This window comes from Streptomyces sp. H51, from assembly GCF_035656535.1.
Classification (GTDB): domain Bacteria; phylum Actinomycetota; class Actinomycetes; order Streptomycetales; family Streptomycetaceae; genus Streptomyces.
In genome coordinates, this window is the sequence record NZ_JAYMHD010000051.1 from 217,087 (window position 1) to 238,435 (window position 21,349).

Annotated in this window: 20 protein-coding genes and 3 pseudogenes; 12 read left to right on the top strand and 11 right to left on the bottom strand. The window is 71.9% G+C overall.

Annotation, left to right across the window (positions count from 1 at the left end):
* Nucleotides 1–380: 380 nt before the first annotated feature.
* On the bottom strand, nt 381–2,015 hold the full coding sequence (locus VKA29_RS17755; protein ID WP_324786814.1) for an acyl-CoA dehydrogenase family protein: 1,635 nt from the start codon (nt 2,013–2,015) through the stop codon (nt 381–383).
* Nucleotides 2,016–2,079: 64 nt separating this feature from the next.
* Between VKA29_RS17755 and VKA29_RS17760 the strand changes: the two genes are divergently transcribed.
* Both VKA29_RS17760 and VKA29_RS17765 read left to right on the top strand, forming a co-directional pair.
* Nucleotides 2,080–3,234, top strand: coding sequence for a YihY/virulence factor BrkB family protein (locus tag VKA29_RS17760; protein WP_324786815.1), 1,155 nt, complete (start codon nt 2,080–2,082; stop codon nt 3,232–3,234).
* A gap of 323 nt (nt 3,235–3,557) precedes the next feature.
* Complete coding sequence (locus tag VKA29_RS17765) at nt 3,558–4,220, top strand: DUF6597 domain-containing transcriptional factor (RefSeq protein WP_324786988.1); 663 nt, start codon at nt 3,558–3,560, stop codon at nt 4,218–4,220.
* On the opposite strand, the gene VKA29_RS17770 is transcribed toward VKA29_RS17765, so the two are convergent.
* From VKA29_RS17770 to VKA29_RS17780, 3 genes are all read right to left on the bottom strand, one after another.
* Nucleotides 4,203–4,604, bottom strand: a complete 402-nt coding sequence (locus VKA29_RS17770) for a VOC family protein (RefSeq protein WP_324786816.1) — start codon at nt 4,602–4,604, stop codon at nt 4,203–4,205. The two genes, VKA29_RS17765 and VKA29_RS17770, sit on opposite strands and share 18 nt — an antisense overlap.
* Before the next feature lie 68 nt (nt 4,605–4,672).
* Nucleotides 4,673–5,305, bottom strand: coding sequence for a VOC family protein (locus VKA29_RS17775; protein WP_324786817.1), 633 nt, complete (start codon nt 5,303–5,305; stop codon nt 4,673–4,675).
* A gap of 79 nt (nt 5,306–5,384) precedes the next feature.
* Nucleotides 5,385–5,813, bottom strand: coding sequence for a VOC family protein (locus tag VKA29_RS17780; RefSeq protein ID WP_324786818.1), 429 nt, complete (start codon nt 5,811–5,813; stop codon nt 5,385–5,387).
* Nucleotides 5,814–5,996: 183 nt separating this feature from the next.
* On the opposite strand from VKA29_RS17780, the gene VKA29_RS17785 reads away from it, so the two are divergent.
* Nucleotides 5,997–6,635: a flavin reductase family protein gene (locus VKA29_RS17785; protein ID WP_324786819.1), complete on the top strand. Its 639-nt coding sequence runs from the start codon at nt 5,997–5,999 to the stop codon at nt 6,633–6,635.
* 1 nt (nt 6,636) lies between these two features.
* Here VKA29_RS17785 and VKA29_RS17790 read toward each other — a convergent pair whose 3' ends face one another.
* Complete coding sequence (locus tag VKA29_RS17790) at nt 6,637–7,533, bottom strand: LysR family transcriptional regulator (protein ID WP_324786820.1); 897 nt, start codon at nt 7,531–7,533, stop codon at nt 6,637–6,639.
* A 99-nt stretch (nt 7,534–7,632) separates the two neighbouring features.
* Here VKA29_RS17790 and VKA29_RS17795 point away from each other — a divergent pair, with 99 nt between their 5' ends.
* Nucleotides 7,633–8,124 carry a GNAT family N-acetyltransferase gene (locus VKA29_RS17795; RefSeq protein WP_324786821.1) on the top strand — a complete coding sequence of 164 codons (492 nt, stop codon included), beginning with the start codon at nt 7,633–7,635 and terminating at the stop codon, nt 8,122–8,124.
* 27 nt (nt 8,125–8,151) lie between these two features.
* A pseudogene (locus VKA29_RS17800) lies at nt 8,152–8,789 on the top strand (ThuA domain-containing protein); the annotation flags it as partial.
* Between the two features lie 58 nt (nt 8,790–8,847).
* On the opposite strand, the gene VKA29_RS17805 reads toward VKA29_RS17800, so the two are convergent.
* The gene (locus VKA29_RS17805) at nt 8,848–9,267 is read right to left on the bottom strand and encodes a nuclear transport factor 2 family protein (RefSeq protein ID WP_324786989.1); all 420 of its coding nucleotides are present in this window, start codon (nt 9,265–9,267) and stop codon (nt 8,848–8,850) included.
* A 303-nt stretch (nt 9,268–9,570) separates the two neighbouring features.
* Between VKA29_RS17805 and VKA29_RS17810 the strand changes: the two genes are divergently transcribed.
* Nucleotides 9,571–10,215 carry a dihydrofolate reductase family protein gene (locus VKA29_RS17810; RefSeq protein WP_324786822.1) on the top strand — a complete coding sequence of 215 codons (645 nt, stop codon included), beginning with the start codon at nt 9,571–9,573 and terminating at the stop codon, nt 10,213–10,215.
* 118 nt (nt 10,216–10,333) lie between these two features.
* Here the strand turns inward: VKA29_RS17810 and VKA29_RS17815 are convergent, their stop codons facing one another.
* The 3 genes and pseudogenes from VKA29_RS17815 to VKA29_RS37015 all read right to left on the bottom strand — a co-directional run bounded on the left by VKA29_RS17815 (nt 10,334) and on the right by VKA29_RS37015 (nt 11,808).
* The gene (locus VKA29_RS17815) at nt 10,334–10,861 is read right to left on the bottom strand and encodes an STM3941 family protein (RefSeq protein ID WP_324786823.1); all 528 of its coding nucleotides are present in this window, start codon (nt 10,859–10,861) and stop codon (nt 10,334–10,336) included.
* Nucleotides 10,862–10,890: 29 nt separating this feature from the next.
* Nucleotides 10,891–11,294: pseudogene (locus tag VKA29_RS37010) on the bottom strand (substrate-binding domain-containing protein).
* 220 nt (nt 11,295–11,514) lie between these two features.
* The gene (locus VKA29_RS37015; protein ID WP_420718514.1) at nt 11,515–11,808 is read right to left on the bottom strand and encodes a hypothetical protein; all 294 of its coding nucleotides are present in this window, start codon (nt 11,806–11,808) and stop codon (nt 11,515–11,517) included.
* Nucleotides 11,809–12,236: 428 nt separating this feature from the next.
* On the opposite strand from VKA29_RS37015, the gene VKA29_RS17825 reads away from it, so the two are divergent.
* Nucleotides 12,237–13,811 carry a carboxylesterase/lipase family protein gene (locus VKA29_RS17825; RefSeq protein ID WP_324786990.1) on the top strand — a complete coding sequence of 525 codons (1,575 nt, stop codon included), beginning with the start codon at nt 12,237–12,239 and terminating at the stop codon, nt 13,809–13,811.
* Nucleotides 13,812–14,024: 213 nt separating this feature from the next.
* Here the strand turns inward: VKA29_RS17825 and mmuM are convergent, their stop codons facing one another.
* Both mmuM and VKA29_RS17835 read right to left on the bottom strand, forming a co-directional pair.
* On the bottom strand, nt 14,025–14,945 hold the full coding sequence (gene mmuM, locus VKA29_RS17830; RefSeq protein ID WP_324786824.1) for a homocysteine S-methyltransferase: 921 nt from the start codon (nt 14,943–14,945) through the stop codon (nt 14,025–14,027).
* Nucleotides 14,946–15,230: 285 nt separating this feature from the next.
* Nucleotides 15,231–15,353: pseudogene (locus tag VKA29_RS17835) on the bottom strand (IS5/IS1182 family transposase); the annotation flags it as partial.
* Nucleotides 15,354–15,573: 220 nt separating this feature from the next.
* Here VKA29_RS17835 and VKA29_RS17840 point away from each other — a divergent pair.
* From VKA29_RS17840 to VKA29_RS17860, 5 genes are all read left to right on the top strand, one after another.
* Nucleotides 15,574–16,707, top strand: coding sequence for an ROK family transcriptional regulator (locus tag VKA29_RS17840; RefSeq protein WP_324786825.1), 1,134 nt, complete (start codon nt 15,574–15,576; stop codon nt 16,705–16,707).
* Between the two features lie 145 nt (nt 16,708–16,852).
* Nucleotides 16,853–18,139, top strand: coding sequence for an extracellular solute-binding protein (locus VKA29_RS17845; RefSeq protein WP_324786826.1), 1,287 nt, complete (start codon nt 16,853–16,855; stop codon nt 18,137–18,139).
* Nucleotides 18,140–18,213: 74 nt separating this feature from the next.
* Complete coding sequence (locus tag VKA29_RS17850) at nt 18,214–19,053, top strand: sugar ABC transporter permease (protein ID WP_324786827.1); 840 nt, start codon at nt 18,214–18,216, stop codon at nt 19,051–19,053.
* The gene (locus tag VKA29_RS17855) at nt 19,050–19,898 is read left to right on the top strand and encodes a carbohydrate ABC transporter permease (RefSeq protein WP_324786828.1); all 849 of its coding nucleotides are present in this window, start codon (nt 19,050–19,052) and stop codon (nt 19,896–19,898) included. Before VKA29_RS17850 ends, VKA29_RS17855 begins: the two co-directional genes overlap by 4 nt.
* Before the next feature lie 17 nt (nt 19,899–19,915).
* On the top strand, nt 19,916–21,337 hold the full coding sequence (locus tag VKA29_RS17860) for a glycoside hydrolase family 3 protein (protein WP_324786829.1): 1,422 nt from the start codon (nt 19,916–19,918) through the stop codon (nt 21,335–21,337).
* Nucleotides 21,338–21,349 lie beyond the last annotated feature (12 nt).

A 21,349-nucleotide genomic window follows, 5' to 3' on the forward strand; every position in this document is an offset into this window, starting at 1 on the left:
GACCCTCCTGCGAGAAACGCTCGGGACCCCGGTTCCCGCGTCGTTCCGGCGGCGGGAGCCTACAGCCCGTTCCGGCTGTCCGTCTCATGGTGCCCGGGTGTCGTCGCCGGACGCGCACAGTCCGCATACAGACAGCAGCAAGTTGCAACCCCTTGCAACCCTGGTGAACGGCTGCGGGCCCGGTCGAGACTTGAGCCACGCCGTCCCGAGCGGCGTTCGCGGCCTCGAACAGGCCGATGGGCGGGGGTGGTGCCGTGTCGGCGCAGCACCACCCCCGCGCCGCCGCCCGGCCCCGCACCGCCGCCCGCCCCGCAGACGGGCCCCGCGCCGCGGACGACTCCGGTACTCCGGACCACTCCCCGTACGGCGGGACCACCCGGTCAGGACACCGGACGCGCCCGTTCCACGACCGACGCCAGGTCCAGGGTGTGCGGCAGCGTCCCGAAGGCCGCGCCGCCGTCGCCGCCCAGCCGGCCGGCGCAGAACGCGTCCGCCACCTCCGGCGGCGCGAACCGGACCAGCAGTGAGCCCTGCAGCACCAGCGCGAGCCGCTCGGTCAGCCGCCGGGCCCGTCCCTCGATGCCGTCCAGGTCGGCGAGTTCGGTCAGCAGGTCTTTGATCGCCTTGTCGAGCCGGTGATCGGCGCCGCGCGCCGTCCCCACCTCCCGCAGGAAGGCGTCCAGGGCCCGCGGCTCCCGTTGCAGCACCCGCAGCACGTCCAGCGCCTGTACGTTGCCCGCGCCCTCCCAGACCGAGTTCAGCGGCGACTCGCGTACCAGCCGGGGCAGCCCGGACTCCTCCACGTACCCGTTGCCGCCCAGGCACTCGGCCGCCTCGACCACCAGCGGAGCGCAGCGCTTGGTCACCCAGTACTTCGCGGCCGGCACCGCGATCCGCAGCAGCGCCCGCTCCTGCTCGCCGCCGTCGTCGCAGGCGGCCGCGAGCCTGAGCGCGAGGGTGGTCGCCGCCTCGGACTCGACCGCCAGGTCGGCCAGCACGTTGCGCATCAGCGGCTTGTCGGCGAGCCGGCCGCCGAACGCCTCGCGGTGCGAGCAGTGGTGCACCGCCTGGGCCACCGCCTGCCGCATCAGACCCGCCGAGCCGAGTACGCAGTCCAGCCGGGTCGCCGCCACCATGTCGATGATGGTGCGCACCCCGCGCCCCTCCTCGCCCACCCGGCGGGCCCAGGTCCCGTCGAACTCCACCTCGCCGGAGGCGTTCGAACGGTTGCCGAGCTTGTCCTTCAGCCGCTGGAGCAGGAACGGGTTGCGGGCGCCGTCCTCCAGGACCCGCGGGACGAGGAAGCAGGTCAGGCCCTCCGGCGCCTGCGCGAGCACCAGGAACCCGTCCGACATGGGCGCCGAGCAGAACCACTTGTGCCCGGTCAGCTCGTAGGTCCCGGCCTCGGCCAGCGGCCGCGCGGCGGTGGTGTTGGCGCGCACGTCGCTGCCGCCCTGTTTCTCCGTCATGCCCATCCCGAACAGCGCCCCGGCCTTCAGGCGGGCGGGCCTCAGCTCGCGGTCGTAGATCATGGACGTCAGCCGCGGCTCCCACTCGGCGGCGAGCGCGGGCTCGGCACGCAGGGCGGGCACGGCCGCGTGCGTCATCGACAACGGGCACAGGTTGCCGGCCTCCACCTGCGTCCACACCAGGAAGGCGGCGGCCCGGCGCACATGGCCGCCCGGCCGGACCCAGGCCGCGGTCAGCCCGGCCCCGACGCCCTTGCCGAGCAGGCGGTGCCAGGCCGGATGGAAGTCGACCTCGTCGACGCGGTGGCCGTAGCGGTCGTGGGTGCGCAGCCGGGGCGGGTTCTCGTTCGCCTGGGCCCCCCACTCCTGCACCTGAGCGGAGCCGGCCGACCGGCCGAGCGCGGCCAGCTCGCCGCGGGCTTCCCCGAGCAGGGCGGGGTCGAGGTGCCGTTCGACGGCCGCGGTCAGGGCGCGGTCGGCGGTGTAGACGTCGTAGCCGGACAGGGGCGGGGGCTGGTTGGTCACGGTGTGCGTGCTGCCTGCCATGTCTGTGAACCTACCCGGCCGACAGGGGATGAGTGCACCTGGTCAGGGCGGATACCTTTGGTTTGTGCAGCAGGCAAGTGAACCCCCGCAGAGGCCCTCCGGTCGTCTCCACCGGGCGCGCGCCCTCTACCGGAACGTCTCCAAACGGAGGACGGCCTGGCTGCTGCTGAAGGACACCGTGAACTCCTGCATGGAGTACCGCATCCTCGGGCTCGCGGCCGAGGCCGCCTTCTTCACCCTGCTGTCCGTGCCGCCGCTGCTGCTCAGCCTTATCGGGCTGCTCGGCTACGTCGACTCCTGGACCGGCACCGACACCATCACCAGCCTGGAGAACAACCTCCTGGAGGCGTCCCGCACCGTCCTGTCGGACAAGGGTGTCACCGAGATCGCCGAGCCGATCCTGCACGACGTGGTCAAGGGCGGCAGACCCGACGTCATCTCGGTGGGCTTCCTGTTCGCCCTGTGGTCCGGTTCCCGCGCGGTGAACGTCTTCGTCGACACCATCACGGTGATGTACGGCCTCGACGGCGTCCGCGGCATCGTCAAGACCCGGGTGATGTCGTTCCTGCTGTTCATCGTGGCGCTGCTGATCGGCTCGGTCGCGCTGCCGCTGATGGTCGCGGGCCCCGACGCGGTGGTGCGGATCGTGCCGTGGTCGGAGACGCTGGTGCAGGTCCTGTACTGGCCCGTGGTGATCGTGCTGTCCATCGTCTTCCTGACGACGCTCTACCACGTGTCCGTGCCCGTGCGCTCCCCCTGGATCGAGGACGTGCCCGGCGCCCTGGTCGCCCTCGCCATGTGGGTGCTGGGCAGCTTCCTGCTGCGCATCTACATCACCCACACCATCGAGGGCGCCACGATCTACGGCTCCCTCGCCGCGGCCGTGGCCGTGCTGCTGTGGATCGGTGTGTCCGCGTTCGCCGTGCTGGTCGGCGCGGCGGTGAACGCCGCGATCGACCGGGTGTGGCCGGCCGCCGCCACCGCCGCGGCGCGCGCGGCGAACGAGCGGCTGCGGGAGGCGCAGCTCGCCGAGCAGGCGGCCCGCGCCGCCGCGGGCTACGAGCCCGACCCGGACGACCCGGACATGCCCTCGGAGTTCCCGGAACGCTGGTCGCGCTTCCTGCCCCCGGAGGACGTGACCTCCCGCCTGCGCACCCACGTCAAGAGCACCCACCCGCCGCACCCGCACCCGCACCCGCACAAGCACGAGGGCCCGTAGCCGGTCCGCGGCGCGCACCGGACGCACCGCCCGCCCGGCGGCGTAGCCTGGCGCACGTGTACGCGGAGAGACCGTGCCGGCTGCCCGGCGCCGTCCTGTGGAAGAGCGTGTGGACGAACGCGGGGCCGGACGTGGGGCCGGACGCGGGGCCGGACGTGGGGCCGAGCGTGCGGCCGGACGCGGGGCCGACCGCGGGGCCGGACGTGGGGCCGAGCGTGCGGCCGGACGCGGGGCCGACCGCGGGGCCGGACGCGGGGCCGGACGCGGGGCCGAGCGTGCCGCCGGACACGGCGCCGAGCGCGCGGCCGACCGCGCGGCCGGACGTGCGGCCGAGCGTGCGGCCGGACGTGGGGCCCGGCGACGGGGCGGCCCGCGTGCTGCCCGACGGCTGCATGGACCTGCTCTGGCACGAGGGCCGGCTCCTGATCGCCGGACCCGACACCCGCGCGTACGCCGTCGAGGGCGTCCCGGGCACGCGCTGGGCGGGCGTCCGCTTCTACCCCGGGACCGCGCCCGCGCTGCTCGGCGTCCCCGCGCACGAGCTGCGCGACCGCCGCGTGGACCTCGCCGACCTGTGGCCGGCCGCGCGGACCCGTGGCCTCACCGACCTGGTGAACGCCGCCGCCGACCCGGCACGCGGTCTGGAGGAAGCGGCCCTGTCGCTCGCCGCGGCCGCCGGGCCGCCCGACCCGCTGCTGCGGCGGCTGGTCACCGCCCTCGACGCGGGCCGCCCCGTCGGCGCGACCGCCGACGCGCTGGGCCTCGGTGCACGCCGCCTGCACCGCCGCGCCCTGACCGCGTTCGGCTACGGCCCGAAGACGCTGGCCCGCGTGCTGCGCCTGCAGCGGGCGCTCCGCCTCGCCCGCGACGGCGTGCCCCTCGCCCGGACCGCGGCCCTGGCCGGCTTCGCCGACCAGGCGCACCTGGCGCGGGACGTGAAGGCTCTGGCGGGCCTGCCCCTCCGTGAGCTACTGCGCCGCCGGTAGCTCGGCCAGCAGATCGACGCCGTTGCCGTCGGGGTCGTGCACCACCGCGTACCGCATCCCCCAGACCGCGTCCCACGGCTTGAGTTCCCCGTGGTGACCCGCGCCGACCAGGTCCTCGTACAAGGCGTCCACCTCCGCGGGCGACCCGCACCGGAAGGCGAGCGACACCCGCCCGCCACCGGTCGGCGGTTCCCACCCGGCGTGGAAGGACCGAACGGTCTCCTCGGTGTCCAACGCGAGCCGCAGCCCGCCGGGCAGCTCGGCCTCGACGTGCGGCTGCTCCTCGGAGCCCTCGGGGAACTCGAGCCCGAGGCGGCGGTAGAAGGCGAGAGACGCGGCCAGGTCCGAGACGACCAGGCCGATCACAGCGAATCGTGGAGTCATGCGGCCACGGTAGGCACCGCGCCCACCCGCGGTCTTGAAGGAAACGGACACCCCGACGGCTGGGTCGGTCAACGGAAGGTGACCGGTCCCCGGGGCGTGTCCACGGTGAAGGTGATCCCCACCGGTCCTTCCGCGAGGTCGAGTTCGGCGTCCACGGCGGCCAGCAGCGGCCGGATCTCGTCGGGGTCGGGGGCGGTGGCCGACAGGCGGAGCAGCGGTGTGACGGGCAGGCCGGTGGCCGTGGGGTGGACGGCGGAGCCCCAGTCGATGAGGAAGGGCACGAGGCCGGAGGGGTGCTGGGTGTCGCCGTCGGTGAGGCGCCATCGGAGCAGGGTGCCGTCGGGGCGGCGGCGGCTCATCGGCCGGACGGATCCGGGGTCGTAGCCGCGGGCGCGGGCGGCGGTGACCGCGGCATCGAGGTCGGGTGGGCTGACGGCCCAGGTCACGGTGCGCGCGGCGGGCAGCGCGTCCGCGCCGAACGGGCGGGGCCCGGTGTGCCCGCCCTGCGCGGGATCCGGGCCGATGATCTCCAGGTAGCGCGAACCGCCCAGTGAGACGAGGTGGTTGCGGGTACCCAGGCCGACGTGCGCACCCCCGGGAGCGGGCTCCACACCGGTGCGCCGGGCGAAGTCGGCGACGGTCGACGCCAGATCGGGGGTCGCGAGGACGAGATGGTCCAGCCGTGCGGGGATGGCGTTCATCGCCATCGAGACTACGCTCCCGAGACTACGCTCCCGAGCGGGATCGTCCCTCCGACGCACGTCCCCGGGGGACGGGCGCTCAGTCGAGGCAGAACTCGTTGCCCTCGACGTCCTGCATCACGATGCACGAATCGGTGCCGTCGTACAGCAGCCGCACGCGTACCGCGCCGAGCGGGAGCAGCCGTGCGCACTCGGCTTCGAGCGCGGCCAGGCGCTCCTCACCCACGAGCCCGGTGCCGACCCGCACGTCGAGATGCACCCGGTTCTTGACGACCTTGCCCTCGGGGACGCGCTGGAAGAACAGTCGCGGGCCCGCACCCGAGGGGTCACCGCAGGCGAGCCATGAACCCTCGTCCTCGGGAAACCGGGAGCGGTTGAAATCCGCCCACGTGGCGAACCCCGTCGGCGGGGGCGATACGACGTACCCCAGCACCTCGCACCAGAAGCGAGCGACGCGCTCGGGGTCCGCGCAGTCGAAGGTGACCTGGAACTGCTTGATCGATGACACGGGCGCACCATAACAGGGGGCCTCCGCCGCTCACTTCCCCTTGCCCGCAGGCAGGGTCCGCGCCGCCGTAACGCGATGTCGCGTTGCCGCCAGCGAAGGTGGTCCCGCTACGGGGAGAGTCGGGCACGGCTCGTGTTCCCCATCGCGGGTCCGTCGTCCGGCTCTCTGCGAAAGGCGCGTCTCATGCATGTCGTCCCCGGCCTCAAGGTCCTCTACTTCGGTACTCCGGTGGTGTTGATCAGTTCCCGCAACGAAGACGGCACGGCGAACCTCGCGCCGATGTCGTCCGCGTGGTGGCTGGGCCAGTCCTGCATGCTCGGGCTCGGCAACAGTGGCCAGACCACGGCGAACCTGCTGCGGGACGGTGAATGCGTGCTCAACCTGCCCTCGTCGGCGATGGTCGACGCCGTCGACCGGATCGCGCTCACCACCGGGAAGCGGGTGGTGCCGGATCACAAGGTGAAGCAGGGCTACCGGTACGTGCCGGACAAGTTCGCGGCCGCGGGGCTGACCGAGCAGGCATCGGACCTGGTCCGGGCCCCGCGGGTCGCGGAATGCCCGGTCCAGCTGGAGTGCAGGGTCGTCGCGGCCCACCCCTTCGGCGCCCCCGCTCCGTACGCCACCGCCTTCCAGGTCGAGGTCCTGCGCGCGCACGTCGAGGAAGACCTGGTCATCCCGGGGACGCATTACGTGGACCCGATCGGATGGGACCCGCTGATCATGAAGTTCTGCGAGTTCTTCGGCGGCGGACACAACGTCCACCCGTCGCGACTCGCCGAAGGCTGGAGCATGCCCCACCAGGGCAGGACGGCATCCGTCTGACCTATTGGCGGCCTGCCACGGACTCGGATGCCGCCTTGAAGGCCTGGACGAGGGGACGGTCGTCTCCTCGGCGGGTGGCCAGGAAGATACGGCTCCTGGTGGGAGGCCCGTCGAGTTCGAGACGTCGGGCGCCCGCGGGGAGCAGCGTCGTGACGCTGCGGGGGGCGATGGTGACGCCGAGGCCGGCGGCGACGAGCATGACGATGGTGTGCCAGTTCGAGCACTCCTGCGCGACCCGGACGTCGGCGCCGGCGTCCCGCAACGGCCGTGTGTTCACGTCGAACGCCCGGGCTCCCGCCGAACGCGGGAAAAGGATCAGCGGGTCAGCGGCCAGTGCCGCCGGGTCCGTACGATCGGCCGTCGCGGCGGGGTGGTCCGCGGGGACGACGGCGACGAACCGTTCCGTCGCCAGCAGGGAGAGGTCGATGTCGTCCCGTTTCTCGGCGTCCCGCACGATCCCGATGTCCGCGGTGCCGCGCTCCAGCGCCGCCAGGACATCGACGGTGAAGCCGTCGTGGAGTCTGACCTGGACGTCCGGGCGGCAGCGGGCGAATTCACGGAGCCGTTCGCTGACGATGGCGGTGGCGGAGGTGATGAAGGCGACGTCCAGGCGGCCGGCCTCGCCGCGGCCGACCCGGCCGGCCTCGTCGAGGTCGGCCGCCAGACGGCCCAGCAGGTCCCTCGCCCGGGGCTGGAACGCGGCTCCCGCGTCCGTGAGACGGACGCTTCGAGAGGTCCGCCGGAACAGCTCCACACCGACCGCCTTCTCGAGCTGCCTGATCTGCTGGGAAAGGGCGGGCTGAGCGATGTTCAGCCGCTGCGCGGCACGGCCGAAGTGGAGTTCCTCGGCCACGGCCAGGAAGTACCGCAGGTGGCGGAGCTCGACGCGCTGATCCATATCTCCAGGTTATCGATACGGGCCGATGCCGGTATTGGACATATGGGTGTGCGGGGCCGGAGGCTGGCGGGAAGCCACATCCGAAGGGAAGCCCGCCCCATGCCGCACCCCTCTCCTCCTGCCGTGGTCTCCTCGATGGCCTCACCGAGTGATGCCGACGCGTTCCGTGCCCTGAACGAGGAGTGGATCTCCCGCCTGTTCACCCTCCAGGAAGCGGACCGTGCGGTTCTCGGAGATCCGTTCGGCCGCATCGTGGGACCGGGTGGCGATGTGCTCCTGGCACGGGAGTGGGAGAGCGGTGCCGTGGTCGGATGCATCGCGCTGCTGGCCCATCCGGACACCGTGTTCGAGCTGGCGAAGATGGCCGTGGCCCCCGCCGCGCAGGGCCGCGGCATCGGCCGCCGGCTCATAGCCGCAGCGATCGACCGTGCCCGGGCACTCGGTGCGGCCCGGCTGTTCCTCGGCACGAACCACAAGCTGGCCCCCGCCGTCCACCTGTACGAGGAAGCCGGCTTCGTCAGGATCACCCGCGACCGTCTCCCGGTGGCCGACTACTACGCCCGCGCCGACATCCTCATGGAACTGAGGTGACCCCGGCCTTCTCCAGGCTCGGGTGTCCTGGCGCGCCGACTCCCGGTGCACACGCGCACCGCCGACTACCGGCACGATTCGATTCCGGCCGCCGTCGCAGCCGTACGGGCGCCGGGCGTTTTCGAGGTGGAGCACAGCGAGGATCCCGCCGCTCTGGAAGGGCCGTTGGAGGCGTGCGCGGCCGTTGTGTTCCTCTCCACCAGCGGGGACATCCTCACCCCGGGCCGGGAGACGGCGGCTGGCCGGGTACGTGGCGGCGGGCGACGGGTTCGCCGGGGGTCCACGCGGCGGCCTGCACGGAGTACGGCCGGCCGTACTACGGCGGACTCCTCGGGGCCGGGTTCGACCGGCACCCCGACTGCCGGCCGGGCCGGGTGATCGTGGCGGAGCGTGGCCGTCCGGCCACCCGACACCTGCCCCCCGTCTGGGAGTTCACCGACGAGTGGTACGACTTCCGCTCCAACCCGCGCGGCGCGGCACGGATCCTGCTGCGCGCCGACGAATCGTCGTACGAGGGCGGACGCATGGGCGGCGACCACCCGCCGGCCTGGTGCCGGGAGCAGGGCCGGGGCCGCGTCTTCTGCACCGCGCTCGGCCACGCCGCCGACGCCTACGCCGACCCCGACTTCCTCGCCCACCTGCGGGGCGGCATCGGGTGGGCGGCGCGGCTGACGGAGGGCGCGGGCCTGAACCCCCACCTCTTCGGCCTGCCGTCCACGCCTGTCAGGCAGGCCGGCCCGGTCCCTCGGGGGTGAACGCCCGGGCGACGGCGAGGCTGTCCTCGTAGACGTGGTGCCGGGTGACCAGGCCGTCTTCGACGGTGAGGTGCAGGGCGAAGCGGGCGCGATAGGCGCGTCCGGTGGAGCGGGCGGTCTGGCGGATCTCGCCGAGTACCACCGCGTCGCCGCCGTCGACGAGGACGCGCTCCAGCTCGGTCGCCGCCTGCCCGGGCTCGTGGTGCTCGGCGAGTTCGCGGTAGTGGGCGGCGGCGTCCGCACGGGTGGAACGGTGACGGATCCACGGGGTGGCGGTCCGGCCGTGCTCGGCCTCCGGCCAGTTCAGCTTCCAGTCGCACCGCTCGGCGTACATCTCGGCGACACGCTCCGGATCGCCCTCGCCGATCCGGCGCAGCAACTCCTCCACGACGGCGCGGGTGGTCGTGAGTGTGGTCGCGGGTGCGGGTGCGGGTGCGGGTGCGGGTGCGGGTGCGGGTGCGGGTGTGGGTGTGGACACGACTCATCACTCCGATCCGGCGTCCGCGTCCGGCTGACGCGGTGAGACCGGCATTCTCGTCGGGGCCGACAGCCCGGTGCCATTACCTCCCGGGTAACGGCGGGGAGGAAGGAGAGCCTAGGCAGGGAGAAAGTCGTGGGCCGCTGTCGATCCGGCCGCGTCCCGTTCGACGTCATGGTGTCCGACGCTCGACGAGGAGACACGAGGAAGCACATGGATCAACTGCTGAGAGTCATGAATTTCAACGTCTCGACCGACGGAATCGGTGCCGGTGAGCACCAGAGTCTCGAACTGCCGTTCGGCCTCGACCGTCCCGAGCGGCTGTTCTCCTGGGCCGGAGCGACAGCGAGCTGGCCCATGCGCACGGATTCCGGGGGGAGCCGGGGCCTCGACGACTACTTCACGCGGGACTTCGCACGCAACATCGGTGCCGAGATCATGGGCCGCAACAAGTTCGGGCCGCAGCGCGGGCCCTGGCAGGACCACGATTGGCGCGGCTGGTGGGGGGAGGAGCCGCCGTTCCGCACGCCGGTGTTCGTCATGACTCACCACGAGCGTCCGTCGTTCACGCTCTCCGACACCACGTTCCACTTCGTCGACGGCGACCCGGCCACGGTGCTCGAACGGGCGCGGGAAGCGGCGCGGGGCAAGGACGTCCGACTCGGCGGCGGGGTCACCACCGTCCGGCAGTTCCTCGACGCCGGACTCGTCGACACCATGCACGTGGCGGTCGCGCCGGTGGAGCTCGGGTCCGGACTGCGGCTGTGGGAGTCCCCCGATGAACTGCTCGACCGCTTCCACCTGGAGGTCGTGCCCAGCCCGAGCGGCGTGACGCACCACCTGTTCTGGCGAAGGTGACGCGAGGGCCCACGCGAGGTCGGGCCGCGACCGTGAGGGGGGCGTCCGCCCAGGCGGCTGCCCCGCTCGCGGTCAGCGGACGGTCAGTGCGTGCGGTCGGCCCGGGTGGCCGGCGCGGTCAGTCCAGTACCGCCAGTCCGGGACGGTGGCGCCGCATCGCGTCCAGGACCGCCTCGGGCGGCACCGACAGGGTGTTCGTGGCCATGTTGGCCGGACCGAAGCCGAGTCGTACGTTCATGGCCGCGGTGCGGCGGACGAGCTTGGGCGCTCGGGCCAGATAGGCGCCCGGGTCGTGCAGCACCAGCTCGATGAACCGGTGCGTGGTGTGACGTACCCGGTGTTCGCGTATCCGCACGGCGGCTATCTCGTCCCAGCCGAGCCGGCCCAGGCTCACGTGGTCCACCCCCGCGTCGTCCAGCACCAGCTCCGGCCGGTCGCGGAACAGGCGCTGGGCGATGATCACCGCGCAGAGCCCGAAGAAGGGCACGGCCAGCACCCCGGCCACGAACATCTGCACGGTGCTGTGGGCGACCAGGAAAACGACGCCCAGAGCGACGAAGGCCAGGGAGCCGGCCAGCATGGCCCATACGCGCCCCTTGGCCAGCCGGTAGACCGTCGGGGGCAGCGGAACGCCGTCGTTGATCACGGGCTCAGACGATAGGGCCGGAGTCCGCGTCAGCGGAAGCCCTTTCGGCCCCGGACCGACGGACCTGCCGTGCTCGACCGTTCCACCGGTCGGGTCGACAGCTCCGTGCGGGTGCTCTCCGGGCGTTCGCCGTCCACCATGCGGACCAGCAGGCGGAGAGCGGTCGCCGCGATCTCCGACACCGGCTGGCGGACGGTGGTCAGCGGCGGGGCGATCCGGCGGGACTCGGGCAGGTCGCCGAAACCGACGCCGCTGATGTCGTCGGGCACCCGCAGACCCCGCTCGGGTCCAGCACGCGGCGGCCGGCGGCGCCCTCGTCGGCGCCGGTGTGACGGATGTACTCGGGGCGGTGCCGTATACCCGCCGACGCGAGCGCCGAGCGGTACCCGGCGACCCGGGCGTCGCCGCACACCGTGTGCCGCCGCCCCGCCACGACCGCGATCCGCTCGTGGCCGAGGGCGAGCAGGTGCTCGGTCGCCGTGACGCCGCCCTGCCGGTTCGCTCGACCGCCGCGCCCACCGACACCACGCCGGACGGCGGTTCGACCGCCGGGTCGATCATCACGAACGGGATGCGGCGTTCCACCAGCCAGGAGTACCGCGGCGGCGTCAGGTCGGCCAGGTTGCCCAGCACCCCCGCCGAGCCGCGCGCGATCAGCTTGTCGAGCCGGCCGCGCTCCGGCCGGCCGCCCCGCGTCCGGGTCGGCCCCGCGGACACCACCACCCCCAGCCCCGCGTCGTGGGCCGCCGACTCCCCTCCGGCAGCACCGCCCCCGCCCCGGACGTGTCGAGCGTCTGCACGACGAGGTCCACCAGGCCCGGCGCACGCCCCGCGTCGAACCGGGGCCTGCGGACGTGGCCCAGCCGGTCCAGGGTCTCCATGACCCGGCGGCGGGTCTCCGGAGCCACGTCCTCGCGGCCGTTGACCACCTTGGACGCGGTCGGCACGGACACTCCGGCCTCGCGTGCCACCACGGCCGGCGTCGGACCGGAGGATGTGCTCGCACTCCCCGTTCGGCCCATCGGGAAACCACCTCTCCGGCCCGCCGAGGGCCATCGGGGGGTAAGCGCTTCTTGCCCTGGGTTCGCCACAAGATCTCGGGAAGAGGCCGGAGTTGGCGGCTCCGGCGGCTCTCCGCGGCCCCGGACAGCCGAAACGCGGGCGATGTGCGCCTGTGACGTGTCCGAAGTGACATTCGGAGCCTCGAACACGGGCATGTCCCGCTCCGGCCGGAATACCGGGCGCGGGTGTGGTGCTCTGGTTGTGCGCGGTGCAGTGGCGCGGTGAGGAGGCTGGTGGCGCGATGACGGCAGACCAGACAGACCCCGTGGACCCCGTGGGCCCCCTGGACTCCGTGGAGATCCCCGAGGGCCCCGTGGTGAGCACGCCGTACGGAGCCGTGCGAGGCCGCTTCGAGCACGGGATCGCGGTGTTCCGGGGCATCCCGTACGCAGCGCCCCCGTTCGGGCCGCGCCGGTTCCGGCCACCGGTGCCGCCCGAACCCTGGGAGGGCGTGCGGGACGCCGGCGGCTTCGGGCCGACGCCGCCGAAACCGCCGTACTCCGAGGCCTTCCAGAAGTACCTGTCCGACCCGGTCGTGCCCGGCGACGACTGCCTGAACCTGAACGTCTGGACCCCCGAGCCGGGCCCCGGCGCACGGCTTCCGGTGCTGGTGTGGCTGCACGGCGGCGCCCTGACCAGGGGATCCTCCGCCGTGCCGGTCTACGACGGCCGCACCTTCGCGCGCGACGGCGTGGTCTGCGTCTCGGTCAACTACCGGCTGGGCGTCGAGGGCTACGGCCTCTTCCCGGACACCCCCGCCAACCCCGGCCTGTGCGACCAGCTCGCCGCGCTGAAGTGGGTGCACGAGTCGATCGGGGCCTTCGGCGGCGACCCCGCCCGCATCACCCTGGCCGGACAGTCGGCCGGGGCGATCAGCGCCGGGGCCCTGCTCGCCGCCCCGCAGGCACAGGGGCTCGTGCGGCGCGCCGTGCTGCAGAGCGGCCCGCCGGAGACCTCCGACCGGGACAAGGTGCGGCGGATGGTGCGCCGCATGGCGACCCGGTTGCGGGTCCCGGCCACCGCGGCCGCCTTCGCCGAGGTCGACCGCGAGTTGCTGCTGCGCACCCAGGCCGAGGTGGGCCGGCTCAGCGGCCCGGTGCTCGGCGGCCCCGCCTTCGGCGTCGTCGTCGACGGTGACGTCGTTCCCCGCGACCCCCTTCAGGCGCTTGCGGCCGGCGAGGCGGCGGCGGGCGTCGAACTCCTGATGGGCTGGACGAGCGACGAGTACCGGCTGTGGCTGGTGCCCGGCGGGCTGCTGGAACGCGTCGACCGGCTCGGCGCGGTCGCCCTGGCCGGCGCGATGGCCCGCTGCCGCTGCGGCGCCGAGGTGCCCCGCGGCTACCGGGCCCTGTACCCGGACGCCGGCGCCGCCGAGATCGTCGGCCAGATGGTCACCGACCACCTGCTCCGCGGCCCGCTGCAGCGGCTGGCCGACTCCCGGACGGGCGCGTCGTACCTCTACGAGTTCGCCTGGCCCTCGCTGCTGCCGGGCCTGGGCGCCTGCCATGCGCTGGAACTCGGCTTCGTCTTCGACACCGGCCACGTGCCCGAGTCGGCCAGGCTGGCGGGCGAGGGCGCGCCGCAGGATCTCGCCGACGCGATGCACGGGGCCTGGGTGCGTTTCGTGACCGACGGCGACCCGGGCTGGCAGCCCTGGGACGCCTCCCACCCGGTGCGGGTCTTCGGCGCGGGTGAGCCGCGCACCGCGTACGGCCCGCGCGACGCGGCGCTGGCCCTGTGGACCGGCTCCGCGGACGGTCCCTCGCGTGCTCCGTCACGGGCTCCCGCGATGGCGGCGGCTTCCGCCGACGGCTCGCCCGCCCGGGACGCGGAGCCGCGGTCGGCCGTACGACGGCTGCGGCTGCCGGGTACCGTCCGGCGGACGTGAGGGCTGATGCGGGGGCGGTCGGGCGGGTCGGGCGCTCGGGCGGTGGTCGAAGCCGCCGCCGGCGACTCACGCCGCCGGTGACCGTCGCCCGGTGACGGATTCCCCGAACCGGCGACCGGTGGAGCGTGACGGGTGACCGGTAGAGCGGGACCGGTGACCGGCGGAGCGGGACCGGGACCGGGACCGGGACCGGTGATCGTGACCGGCGACCCGTCAGCCCGCCCGCAGCGTTGCCGCCATGCCCGCGATCGCCTCCGGCCCCACCCGGCAGCACCCCCCGATGAGCCGCGCCCCGGCCTCCCGCCAGCCCCTCACCTGGTCGGCGGAGAAGGTGGCGTCGCCCTTCCAGGAGCGGGCCGCGGCGTCCCACGACTCGCCGCTGTTGGGGTAGGCGACGGCCGGCCTGCCGGTGACCCGGACGGCCGTGGCGACGGCGGCGGCCACGTCCTGCGGGGCGCAGCAGTTGACGCCGACCGCGATCACCTCGTCCGCGTCGGCGGCGAGGGCGAACGCCTCCGCCAAGGGCTGCCCGGCGCGGGTGCGGTCGCCGTCCACGCTGTACGACAGCCACACCGGCACCCCGAGCCCGCGCACCGCCCGCAGCAGCGCCGCGGCCTCGTCGGCGTCCGGCACCGTCTCCAGCGCGAGCACGTCGGGACCGGCCGCGGCCAGCACCTCGACGCGCGGGCGGTGGAACGCCTCCAGCTCGGCCACGCTCAGCCCGTACCGGCCGCGGTACTCGGAGCCGTCCGCGAGCATCGCGCCGTACGGGCCGACCGAGGCCGCCACCCACAGCGGGCGCCCGGCGTCCGCCCGCCGCGCCGCCTCACGGGCCGACTCCACGCTGAGGGCGAGCAGTTCGGCCGCCCTGTCCCGCCCGATGCCGCGCTTCCCGAACCCCTCGAAGGTGGCCTGGTAGCTCGCGGTGATCGCGACGTCGGCGCCCGCGCGGAAGTAGGCGAGGTGCGCCTCGGTCACCGCTTCGGGACGCTCGGCGAGCAGCCGCGCCGACCACAGCTCGTCGCTCAGGTCGTGCCCGGCGGACTCGAGCTGGTTGGACATGCCGCCGTCGAGGACGACGGCGCGGCCGGCGGAGACGGCCTCGGCGAGGGAGGACGGGACGGTGCTGGTCATGCCCCGACGCTAGTCGAAGGGGCGCGCGGCAACCGTGCGTGTCCGGTAAGCGAACAGAGTGCCCACCATGGGGGATGCGGCTGATCCGGCGGGCGCCTCGGGCGGGGCCAGGGCCGTGAAAGCGCTCTCTGTCCATCCAGCCCCAACCCGTTGACCTCCTCATTCCCGCACCCATGACTTTTCCGCGTTCGTGATGACGGCCGTACCGGCCGCCCAGGCCCACGACGCCGGCCGGCCGTTCGGCATCGACAACTGCTCCGCTGCTCCGCCGCCTAAGCCGTCGTCTCATCTGGTCAGTCCGTGGTAGCAGATGAGGCTGCAGGCGATGGCGGTGAAGGCGAGGAAGTGCTCGGCCTTGCGTTCGTAGCGGCGGTGCAAACGGCGGCAGCCGCCAAGCCACGACATCGTCAGACCCGGAGCGGTTCGACATCAAGCCGGCCGGGTCTTGGGACCCCCGCCGGGCGCGGCCCGAGGCGACTTCGGCGAACGTAGAGGCATCCCGGCCGGTCGGCAGGCGTGCCCGTCCGGCCCGCTCTCGCATCGTCTTCTTCACCGCCGCCAGAAGTTACTAGGCGGTACTTTTGAGCCACCTCTTGTCGTTGTAACTCAGTATTACTACGGTGAGGTTGTGACACAGAGTGCGAGTGCGCCGCTGCTGCGGCTGATGAACGCCCAGACGGTGCTGGAGACGGTGCGCCGGCTTCGGCCGGTAACGCGTGCCGAAGTGGCGCGTGTGACCGGCATGGCCAAGCCGACTGTGTCGAACGTCCTGCAGGACTTGCTGGACGTGGGGCTGGTACGGGAGGTGGAGCCTGCCGACGGCAGGCCGCGGCGGCGCGGAAACACCTTCGAGACCATCCCCGAGGCCGCTTTCGTCTTCGGCCTCGATGTCGGCGGACTGCATCTGCGGGGCGCACTGGTGGATCTCGACGGTGAGGTCCGTGCCCAGGAAGCTGTCCGTCACGCAGGCCTGGACTCGGCGGAACTGCCGCAGGCCGCGGCCGAGCTGCGTGACCGACTGCTGGACAAGGCGGGTGTGGCCGCCATGCAACTGGAGGCCGCAGTCGTCGGTGTCCCCGGTGTCGTCAACCCGGACAACGGCCGGGTGTGGCGGCTCAATCCCCAGCGTGTCGAGAGCTATCAGATCGTGGAGTCGCTGGAGGCGTCGCTCGGCCACCCCGTCCGGGTCGAGAACGACGTGAACCTCGCCGCGATCGGAGAACAGTGGCGGGGTCTGGCGGCCGACTGCGACGACTTCGTGTTCTTGTCCATCGGTACGGGCGTCGGCGCGGGACTCGTGCTGCGGGGGGAGCTCTACCGAGGGCGTCATGGTGCGGCCGGCGAGGTCGACATGCCGGGGGACACCGAAAGCCCGGCGGCTCACGCGTTGCAGACCTTAGCGCAACGGCATGGCCTGGCCGTTTCCTCGCCGGAGGAGATCTTCACCGCAGCCGAGGCGGGAGACGCCGCGGCGCAGGCCGTGGTCGGTGAAGAGGCGCGCAGGATCGCGGAGTACCTCATTCCCATCGCGCGGATCAACGACGTGGAGCTGGTGGTTCTGGGCGGTGGCATCGGTGTGCGCTGCCAGGACGTGGTGGACGACATCCGCAGCCACCTGCGTGACCGTGTGCACTATCCCCCTCGGCTGGAGATTTCCGCACTGGGCGACACGTCGGTGCTGACGGGCGCACTCGCGGTGGGCGTCCGGGACTGCGCCGCGCGGTTGGTGTCAAGCCGCCTTGGTCCCGGTGCCGCGGACTGACGACTCGGGCTGACAGCCCGTCCTGACGGCGTAAGCGCCGCACATCACCACCCGAGCCGGTTCTGGGTGGAAACAACACCTGTGTCCCACAGCTGTACTTCGCCGTACCCGAAAACGGGTCGGCATCGCATCAGGAGGAACTTTCATGAGCAAGAGATCCAGAGCGATCGCGGTTGCCACAGTGCTGGGCCTGGTGGCCGGTGCCGTAGCGGGCTGCTCCAGCTCGCAGGAGGCGTCGTCCAAGCCCTCGTCGATCACCGTGTGGTTGCAGCCGGAGGCGTCGCAGACGTGGCCGCAGATGCTGGCGGCGGCCAACAAGGAGTTCAAGGCGAAGTACGGCGTCAGTGTGAAGGTGGAAACCCAGACCTGGGCCGATCACCTCACGAAGCTGGACACCGCACTGGCCGGCTCCACCCCGCCCGACGTGGTGGAGCTGGGGAACACCGAGATGGCCCGCTACATGGCGGCAGGGGCTTTCGCGGATCTCACCCCGCACAAGCGGAAGTTCCCGAACTCGGCTCATTGGGTGCAGTCCCTCACCGACTCGGCGACCTACGACGGCAAGCTGTACGGGGTCCCCTACTACGGCGGCAGCCGCGCGGTCATCTACAACAAGGACCTGTTCGCCAAGGCGGGAATCACCAAGCTGCCGTCGACCATTGACGAGCTGATCGCCGACGGGCGGAAGCTGGCCGCAGCGAACGCGAAGAACCAGAACTTCTCCGCGTTCTACATGCCCGGCCGCTACAACTGGGCCGGCCCCGGAGCCTTTGTGGAGAACTTCGGCGGCCACGTGGCGGTGAAGTCCGAGGGGAAGTGGAAGGGCACGTTGGACTCGCCGCAGGCCGTCGCGGGTCTGACGAAGTTCAAGGAGCTGGTGATCAAGCTGTCCAAGGCCGACCGCCGCGGTGACGACAGCACCCAGGACCAGACGTTCGCGCAGGGCAACGCCGCCATGATCTACGGCCTGGGCCGTGAACTGAACGCCATCACCGACCCGGAACAGGGCGGCAATCCGAAGCTGGCCGGCAAGCTGGGCGCCTTCCCGATGCCCGGCGTCAAGGCGGGGCAGCCCATGCCGGCGTTCATCGGCGGCTCGAACCTGGCCGCGCCGGCCAAGGGCAAGAACCAGGACCTGGCCCGCGCCTGGATGGCGATCTTCACCAACACCGCCAACGAGACGCAGATCGCACGCAAGAACCTGGTGCCCAACAGCACCACGCTGATCAGCGAGGTCCCGGCGGACGCCCGCCCGTTCGCCGAGTCGGCCAAGTCGAGCTGGTTCGTGCCCGTCGCCGAAGGCTGGGGATCGGTGGAGCAGCGCGGTGTCCTCACCAACATGGTGGTCGACATCCTGAACGGTGCGGACATCCAGAAGGCCGCGCGCAAGGCCAGTGACGAGATCGGCACAACCCTCAACTCGGGCCAGTGAACGCCCGCCAACGTCGAGCCCAGCACTCCACCGACCAGCGGCGACACCGAGGACAGGCACTTCCCTACCTGCTCATGGCGCCTGCGGTGGCCGTGATGCTGCTGATCCTCGGCTATCCGCTGCTGCGGTTGCTGGAAGTGTCGTTCCAGCAGTACGGACTGCGGCAACTGCTCACGGGCGAGAGCCAATGGGTCGGCTTCAAGAACTACTCGACCATCCTATCGGATTCCTTCTTCTGGCAAGTCACCTTCCGCACTGTGGCGTTCACCACGGTGAACGTGGCGCTCACCATCGGCATCGGGCTGGCGCTGGCGCAGCTGATGAACCGCATCAGTCACTGGGCCCGGCTGGTGCTGACCACGGTGCTGGTGTTCGTGTGGGCCACGCCCGGCATCGTGGCCATCACCGTCTGGCTGTGGTTGGTGGACTACCAGTACGGCATCGTCAACAAGCTGTTCGGGCTGGGACACCACAGCTGGTTCGACAACCCCTGGTCCGGCTTCGGTGTCATCACCGCCGTCGTCGTGTGGGGCGCCCTGCCGTTCGTGACCATCACCTTGCATGCCGCGATCAGCCAGGTCCCGTCCGAGCTGCTCGAGGCGGCGCACATCGACGGCGCAAGCGGCCCGCAGGCATTCCGCAACGTGACCCTTCCGGCCATCGGGCCTGTCCTCACCCTGCTGACCCTGCTGTCGGTCATCTGGGACTTCCAGGTCTTCAACCAGGTCTGGGTCATGAACGGAAACCAGCCCAGCCAGAGCTACTACCTGCTCGGGGTCTACTCCTACACCCAGTCCTTCGGCAGCAGCAGTTACGGCACCGGGGCTGCCATGGCCGTGGTCATGGTGCTGATGCTGATGGGCGCGAGCATGGTCTACGTACGGCGCATGGCCCAAGCGGGAGAGGTCACATGAGCAACCGTCCCGTCAGTGTCAGGCGGCGCCTGCGGCTGATACTGGCGAACACCAGTGCCATCGTCGTCGCGGTGGTGTTGTTCTTCCCCATCTACTGGATGATCGCCACGGCGTTCAAGTCGGGGACCGACATCCTCTCGGTGGATCCGCAGTGGATCCCGCAGCGGCCCACGCTCGCCAACTTCACCAGCGCGATACACCGCCCCCACTTCATCGACGCCGTGGTCAACAGCGCGATCATCGTCACCGCCACCGTGGCGATCTCGCTCGCCGTCGCGTTCTTCGCGGCCATCGCCGTTGCCCGGTTCTCCTTCTTCGGGCGCAAGGCGTTCCTGCTGATGCTCCTGATCGTGCAGATGATCCCGATGACCGCGATGATCATCCCGATCTACCTGCTGCTCAACGACGCCGGCCAGACGAACAAGCTGCCGGGCGTGGTCATCACCTACCTCACGTTCGTGCTGCCGTTCGCGATCTGGACCCTGCGCGGGTTCATCGTCAACATCCCGGCCGAACTGGAAGAGGCGGCGATGATGGACGGCTGCACGCGGTTCGGGGCCCTGCGCAGGATCATCTTTCCCCTCGTCGCGCCCGGGCTGGTCGCCACGTCGATCTTCGCGTTCATTCAGGCGTGGAACGAGTACCTCCTGGCATACGTGCTCCTGTCCAGTCCCGAAAACCGCACCCTGACCGTCTGGCTGGCCGCCTTCACGACGCGAAACGGCACCGCCTGGGGACCGCTGATGGCTGCGTCGACCCTGACCGCCCTGCCTGTTGTCGTCTTCTTCGTCGCTATCCAACGCAAGATCGCCGCAGGCCTGACCGCAGGAGCTGTTAAAGGATGAAACCGGACCAATTGGCCATGGCCTGCATACTCCCGGGCTTCGAGGGCTTGACTGCCCCCGACTGGGTGAGACGGCGCATCGCCGAGGGACTCGCGGGAGTGGTGCTCTATCACCGCAACGTGCGTGACCGCGAACAACTGGCCCAGCTGACCGCGCAGCTCCGGTCAGAGAACCCACAGTTGCTGATCGCCATCGATGAGGAGGGCGGGGACGTGACCCGCCTGGACATCGCCCAGGGCAGTCGCTGGCCGGGCGGACTGGCCCTGGGGGCCGTCGACGACACCTCCGTCACTCAGGCCGTGGCCCAGCAGATCGGTGCGGAACTCGCCAACGTGGGCGTGAACTGGAACCTCGCCCCCGTCGCGGACGTCAACACCGCCGCCAGCAACCCGGTCATCGGCACGCGGGCCTTCGGAGCCGACCCCGATCTGGTGTCGCGTCACACCGCCGCGTTCGTCACCGGCCTGCAGAGCCGAACGGTCGCCGCCTGCGCCAAGCACTTTCCCGGCCACGGCAACACACTCACCGACTCGCACCTGGAGCTGCCGCGCATTCATCAGGACCGAGTCGCCTTCGAAGCCGACGCCTTGCCGCCCTTTCGGGCCGCGATCGCGGCGGGCACAGCCAGCATCATGACCGCGCACATCGTCGTCGATGCCTACGGAGACCTGCCGGCAACCGTCAACCCGGCTGTGCTGACCGGACTGCTGCGCCAGGAGCTCGGTTACGACGGGGTGGTGATCACCGACTCACTGGAGATGCAAGCCGTCTACGGGCGATACGGCGTGGTGGAGACCGCCGAGCGGGCGATCGCGGCAGGTGCGGACGCTCTGTGCGTCGGAGTCGCCAACGGCGACTCACGCACCGGTCGCATCCGTGCTGCCTTGACCGACGCCGTCATCGGCAGGCGGCTGCCGGAGCAGCGGCTGCACGAAGCGGCACAGCGTGTCGCCCGGCTCGCGGCGTGGGCGACCGCGCAAGCCCCCGGGCCTGTAGAGCCGGCCATCGGCCTTGCCGCCGCCCGGCGTGCCATCACAGCCACCGGCACGGTGCGGCTCACCCGGCCGGCCGCGGTCATCGAGCTCAGCCCGCCGACGTCCGAGGTCGTGGGCGAGATCGGCTGGGGGATCGGACAGCTGCTGGCCCGGCAGATCCCCGCGACGCGGGTCCTGCGCCTGACCGAGGACGAAGTCCCGCCCACGATACTGACCTCCGCCGACCACCAGCCGGTGCTCGTCGTACGCGACGCGCACCGCCATCCCTGGATCACGGCGACGCTGTCGCAGCTGCTTCCCGCCCACCCGGACGCCGTCCTGATCGAGATGGGAGCCCCGCACGCCCCGGCCCACCACCACTACATCGCCACCAACGGCGCCTCCCGCGTGAGTGCCGCAGCCGCCGTGGAGCTCCTCCTGGGCACGGCAGTCGACCCTGCCTGATCCCGGCAGGCC

Bases quoted from the DNA above. Each gene is read 5' to 3' on its own strand.
- VKA29_RS17770 (WP_324786816.1), bottom strand. From the start codon at position 4,604: ATGACTCCACGATTCGCTGTGATCGGCCTGGTCGTCTCGGACCTGGCC.
- VKA29_RS17855 (WP_324786828.1), top strand. From the start codon at position 19,050: ATGAGCAACCGTCCCGTCAGTGTCAGGCGGCGCCTGCGGCTGATACTG.
- VKA29_RS17845 (WP_324786826.1), top strand. From the start codon at position 16,853: ATGAGCAAGAGATCCAGAGCGATCGCGGTTGCCACAGTGCTGGGCCTG.
- VKA29_RS17850 (WP_324786827.1), top strand. From the start codon at position 18,214: ATGGCGCCTGCGGTGGCCGTGATGCTGCTGATCCTCGGCTATCCGCTG.
- VKA29_RS17795 (WP_324786821.1), top strand. From the start codon at position 7,633: ATGCCGCACCCCTCTCCTCCTGCCGTGGTCTCCTCGATGGCCTCACCG.
- VKA29_RS17785 (WP_324786819.1), top strand. From the start codon at position 5,997: ATGCATGTCGTCCCCGGCCTCAAGGTCCTCTACTTCGGTACTCCGGTG.
- VKA29_RS17790 (WP_324786820.1), bottom strand. From the start codon at position 7,533: ATGGATCAGCGCGTCGAGCTCCGCCACCTGCGGTACTTCCTGGCCGTG.
- VKA29_RS17755 (WP_324786814.1), bottom strand. From the start codon at position 2,015: ATGGCAGGCAGCACGCACACCGTGACCAACCAGCCCCCGCCCCTGTCC.
- VKA29_RS17810 (WP_324786822.1), top strand. From the start codon at position 9,571: ATGGATCAACTGCTGAGAGTCATGAATTTCAACGTCTCGACCGACGGA.
- VKA29_RS17775 (WP_324786817.1), bottom strand. From the start codon at position 5,305: ATGAACGCCATCCCCGCACGGCTGGACCATCTCGTCCTCGCGACCCCC.
- mmuM (WP_324786824.1), bottom strand. From the start codon at position 14,945: ATGACCAGCACCGTCCCGTCCTCCCTCGCCGAGGCCGTCTCCGCCGGC.
- VKA29_RS17860 (WP_324786829.1), top strand. From the start codon at position 19,916: ATGGCCTGCATACTCCCGGGCTTCGAGGGCTTGACTGCCCCCGACTGG.